This is a genomic window from Streptomyces sp. 8L (assembly GCF_020176795.1).
GTDB lineage: Bacteria > Actinomycetota > Actinomycetes > Streptomycetales > Streptomycetaceae > Streptomyces.
Map to the genome: position 1 here is coordinate 1 of NZ_JAIUKE010000712.1, position 4,070 is coordinate 4,070.

General features: G+C 65.9%; 4 protein-coding genes. All 4 read right to left on the reverse strand.

The window, feature by feature from the left end; all coding sequences use genetic code 11:
- Window positions 1-292: 292 nt before the first annotated feature.
- Window positions 293-694, reverse strand: a complete 402-nt coding sequence (locus LCE31_RS37610) for a hypothetical protein (RefSeq protein WP_225022599.1) — start codon at window positions 692-694, stop codon at window positions 293-295.
- Window positions 695-1,364: 670 nt separating this feature from the next.
- Window positions 1,365-2,399, reverse strand: a complete 1,035-nt coding sequence (locus LCE31_RS37615) for a ParB/RepB/Spo0J family partition protein (protein ID WP_225022601.1) — start codon at window positions 2,397-2,399, stop codon at window positions 1,365-1,367.
- Entirely contained in the window at window positions 2,396-3,664 is a 1,269-nt protein-coding gene (locus LCE31_RS37620; protein ID WP_225022605.1) for a ParA family protein, read from the reverse strand. Before LCE31_RS37620 ends, LCE31_RS37615 begins: the two co-directional genes overlap by 4 nt.
- 166 nt (window positions 3,665-3,830) lie before the next feature.
- Complete coding sequence (locus LCE31_RS37625; RefSeq protein WP_225022603.1) at window positions 3,831-3,983, reverse strand: hypothetical protein; 153 nt, start codon at window positions 3,981-3,983, stop codon at window positions 3,831-3,833.
- Window positions 3,984-4,070 lie beyond the last annotated feature (87 nt).

The window sequence follows — 4,070 nt, forward strand, 5'->3', positions numbered from 1 at the left end:
GGGCGGGGCCGCGTACGGGGGTGCGGTAGTGCGTGTTCAGGATGTGAAATCTGTCGGCCGCCGTGATGTCTTCTGCACCCATAGGGGTCCCCGTCCCTTGTAGCGGCCTCCGGGGCGCGTTCGTGGGGTGGCATGGGTGTGCCGGGGCGCGCGCCGGGAGCCTGGAGCGTACTCCGGTGGTTCCGGAGGCTCATAATGGCACGCATATGTGGGTGAGTTGAACGGAAAGTTCTTGTTGATCTACGCTCCGGTCATGTTGTGACCGGCCTGTCACGAATTGTGGCCGTCTCGATCACTGTGATTGTGACAGCCCGTCAGGGGCTGCGCGGTGTCCCTCTGTCCGGAGCCCGTCGATCCACCCCGCGAGGATCGTGTGCGCGTCATCGTCGATGACGCCTTCGTGTGCCGCGCCGGCGTGGAGGCTGGCAACGATGTCCAGGGTGAGGATGAAGACCTCAGCAGTGTCGGGGTCGGTGAGGGTTCGGCCGTGGGCGAGGAACATCTGCTGCACCGCTTCGGCCATGCGCCCCTGCGCGTCTCTGCCGTCCAGCCCGTCACCGCCTGCTTGTGGGTCACTGTCGGTGCGGTCCTGCCGGGGTACGCGCGGGGTTCGGCTGGTTCTGTCGAAGGGGATCACGTCGGCGCCTCCCGGCCCGTCGTCGGCAGGAAGGGTGTGTGCGGCGGACAGCGGCATGAGGCGTCCCGCTCCTCCGGCAGCTGGGGGGAAGGGCGTGCACTGCCCGGTGCTCCCGTGCCGGGCTCCCGACGGCCTGCTGCCGGTATGGCCCTCGGGTGGTCCACTGTGACAGCTATGGGTACGCGGGGGTACGGGGGGTTCAGGTATTGACATGCTGTTGGCCCGGATTCGGTACAGAGTGTGGCCGGATCGCAGCGCAACGTCGCCAAAGGTGGGGTGTAGGGCTGGGGCCAGCTCCCGCCTTGTCGCGCCAGGGGCAGGAGATTTGCCGACACGAGCACCGCGTCCAGGCAGGGCCGCAGAAAACCCTCGCAGGCTCATACCCGTCAGGATGACGCCAGTGTAAGCGCGACTGAGGGCATCGAGGTAGAGGTGTACGGGTACGGATTCCGGGGTGCCAGGACCCGGCAGAATCGGAGCCCACGTAGGGGTGTTGAGGGTGCAGGGGCGGGGTGCTGCGAACCCGATGGGGTGTCACCCCGCCACCTGCTGCCGCCCGTCACCGCATCGCAACGGGTGGCAGTTCCAGCCAAACTGTCCCAGAGTCACCGCGCAAGGATTCGAACAAACTTTCACCCGCGCGAGGGAACCGCAAACCGTTGCATAAGGCAAAAATCCCGGGCGTACTGACCCCGGTTCAAAACCCCAGCTAGACGCCCACATCGGCTCAGACCGAAGGCCGACCGGCCATCTCTTCGGCGAGCATCTCCACCAGCAGGCGTCGCGGCTCGTCTTCCATCCACTCCATGAGGAGCTCCCGCACGGCAGCCGGATCACCCCATGTGATCGCATCCAACGTCGGTGCTGGTGCCGAAGGGCGCTCGCCCTCCGGGGCGGCCGGCGGGGACTGGGAATCCGGCTCGGCTCGCTGCTGTGTAGGCACCGGCGGCGGAGGCGGCGAGTTGTCCGTGCTGGCCGCGGGCACCTGAGATGCGACAGGCGGACTTTCCGAGGAAGGCGCCATCGGCGTCGCTCGTGTGGTCGCCTGAGACGCCTTGCGTCGCGCCTTCTCCTCCTTGAGTCGTGCCAGCTCCTTCTCCTGGTCCTCCTTCTTCTTGCTGCCGACCCGGCGCAGTAGTTCGGGCGCCTCCTGCTTCTTCTCCAGTCGTCCCTTCAGCTCGTCCGTGAGGCCCAACAGGGCGAGCCGCTGGGACACCCATCCCTGAGAGCGATGAAGGCGTTCAGCAAGGGCTGTCTGCGTGCCGTGCACCGTGAGGAGTTGCTTGAGAGCGTGCGCCTCGTCGAGGGGTTCGAGGGCCTTGCGGTGCACGTTCGCGACGAGCGCGGACTCGAGGAGAGACTCCGGGTCGGACCCCATGTCGTCGTCGAGCATGACCTTGATGGTCGGCAGGCCTGCCTCGCGTGCTGCGGACAGGCGGGAGTTGCCGTCGATGGCGACGTACTTGGTGCCCGTCTCCAGGTCGTGTTCCTGACCTGGGTTCGCTTCGAGGTAGGAGAAGCGGGTCATGATGCTGATCGCCGCCTTCTGGCCGTGGTCCTTGAGGCTGGCGGCGAGCTCGGTGAGGTCTCCGAGTTCGGAGCGCGGGTTGGCCGGGTTGAGGCTGATGTCGCCAACCGGGAGTTCTACCGGTGGTGGGGCGCCATCAGTTGGTGCGCCCGTGCTCGCGTTGATGGCGGAACGGCGGGCACTCACGTTCCTGTTGAAGGAGGTTCCAGGACCGAGCTCGTCTTTCTTGCTCACGAGATCTCCCGGGCGAGCGCGCGCAGGGCGACGGCTTGGTCGCTGCGAGGCGCGTAGTCGAGGAGGGGTCGTTTCACGCGGACGGCTTCCTTCTGTTCCTTGAGGTCGCCGATGACGCCGACGACCCGAGGGTCCTTTATGGCCATCCAGCTGCTCAGGGATGAGGTAGCGATGTATCCGCGGCGGGCGTCGTAGTGGTTGACAACGATCCCGAGGTAGTCGATCTCGATGCCCATGTCGTTGCGGAGGTCCTCGATCTGGGAGGTCAGGAGCCCGTATGCGTCGGCGCTACTGTCTTCTGCCTGCACGACGATGAGCGGTCCGGAGTTGCCGGGAGCTTCGTTGGGGCGCCGTCGACCGTAGTAGGCGGCTGCATCCATGCTGAGGCCGAGGCTGGGCGGGCAGTCCACGAGGACGACGTCGTAGTCGGCTTCGACGGGGGCGAGGGCACGTTCAAGAGCTGCTTCGCGAGCCCGGACGCCGGAGAGTTTCACGTCGAGGAGGAAGGCGTCGTTGCAGGCGGGGAGAAGGTGCAGGCGGCCCATGAAGCGGTCCCCGTCGACGGTGACGATGAGATCCTTCAATTCGCCCTTGCCTTCGCCTGCCATGTGCTTGGTGAGGCTGTCGCCGTCCATGGGAAGGGGAGCGTGTCCGAGTTGCTGGGTGAGGTGGCACTGGGGGTCGAAGTCGACCATGAGAACTCTCAGCCCAAGGCCCGGAAGGTCTTCAGTCTCAGGGGCACCTGCTTCGCGGTCGGCTTGTGCGTTGTCCTCGTGCAGGAGGGATTCCAGCAGGGCCAGGTGATGGGCGCGGGACATGCGGACAGGGTGGAGTGCGTCGGGGTCCTCGGCGAAGGCTTCGCCTGCACCAGCGGTGGTGGAGGTCTTTCCCACGCCGCCCTTCTGGTTACAGACGACGATGCGTCGTGTGAAGGCAGGGCGTGGAATGGATGGGGCAGGGTTCTTGTCCAGCCATACCTGTACGGATTGGGCGAGGCCTTGTACGAGGGGTACGCCGCGGGCGCCGCAGTCGACGCGGAAGGAGTTCCACAGTCCAGGGGGGAGCCAGGTGGAGAAGGACTTGGCGCCGGCGGTGTCGATGGGCGGGAGGTTCGATCCGAGGCTCCGCCAGGCGGTGATGCCTTGTTCGGTGGCGGTCTGGATGTCGGTGCCGTGCTGGGCTGCACGGACCTTGAGTTGCTGCTGTAGGTCGGCGGGGAGCTTGGAGACGATCTTCTCCCGGCCGCTGGGGCTGGACTCCGTCATGGTCGCTACCTTACTAACCCGCAAGATCGATAGCGGTAGCGGCGCGTTAGTTCCTGCCGGTTTCATCCTGACGGGCACTCAGGACGGCCGCGAAGCCTGCCCGACTATTACGGCGTAATAATCGGCCGCCAGCGAGGCCCATCGTCGCGACGGCGGGCGACGGCTATTACGCCGTAATAATCGAGGCCGCTTCCGCCTCGGCTTCGTCGCCCTGGTTGTACTCGGGGAGTTGCGGCTCAACGAAAAGTTCCGCCCGCTGCCAGACCGGCTTGGGGCTGAGTGGCTGGCGGGGGATGACGTCGGTGACGGGCTTGAGCATGAGGTCCTACTTTCTTTCTGGGTTGCTTCGGTCATTCGTAAGATCGAGGGCCCAGGGGCTGTGGGTATGGCTGGCATGAGGTCGCCG

Coding starts and splice junctions, on each gene's coding strand:
- LCE31_RS37625 (WP_225022603.1), bottom strand. CDS start 3,983: ATGCTCAAGCCCGTCACCGACGTCATCCCCCGCCAGCCACTCAGCCCC.
- LCE31_RS37610 (WP_225022599.1), bottom strand. CDS start 694: ATGCCGCTGTCCGCCGCACACACCCTTCCTGCCGACGACGGGCCGGGA.
- LCE31_RS37620 (WP_225022605.1), bottom strand. CDS start 3,664: ATGACGGAGTCCAGCCCCAGCGGCCGGGAGAAGATCGTCTCCAAGCTC.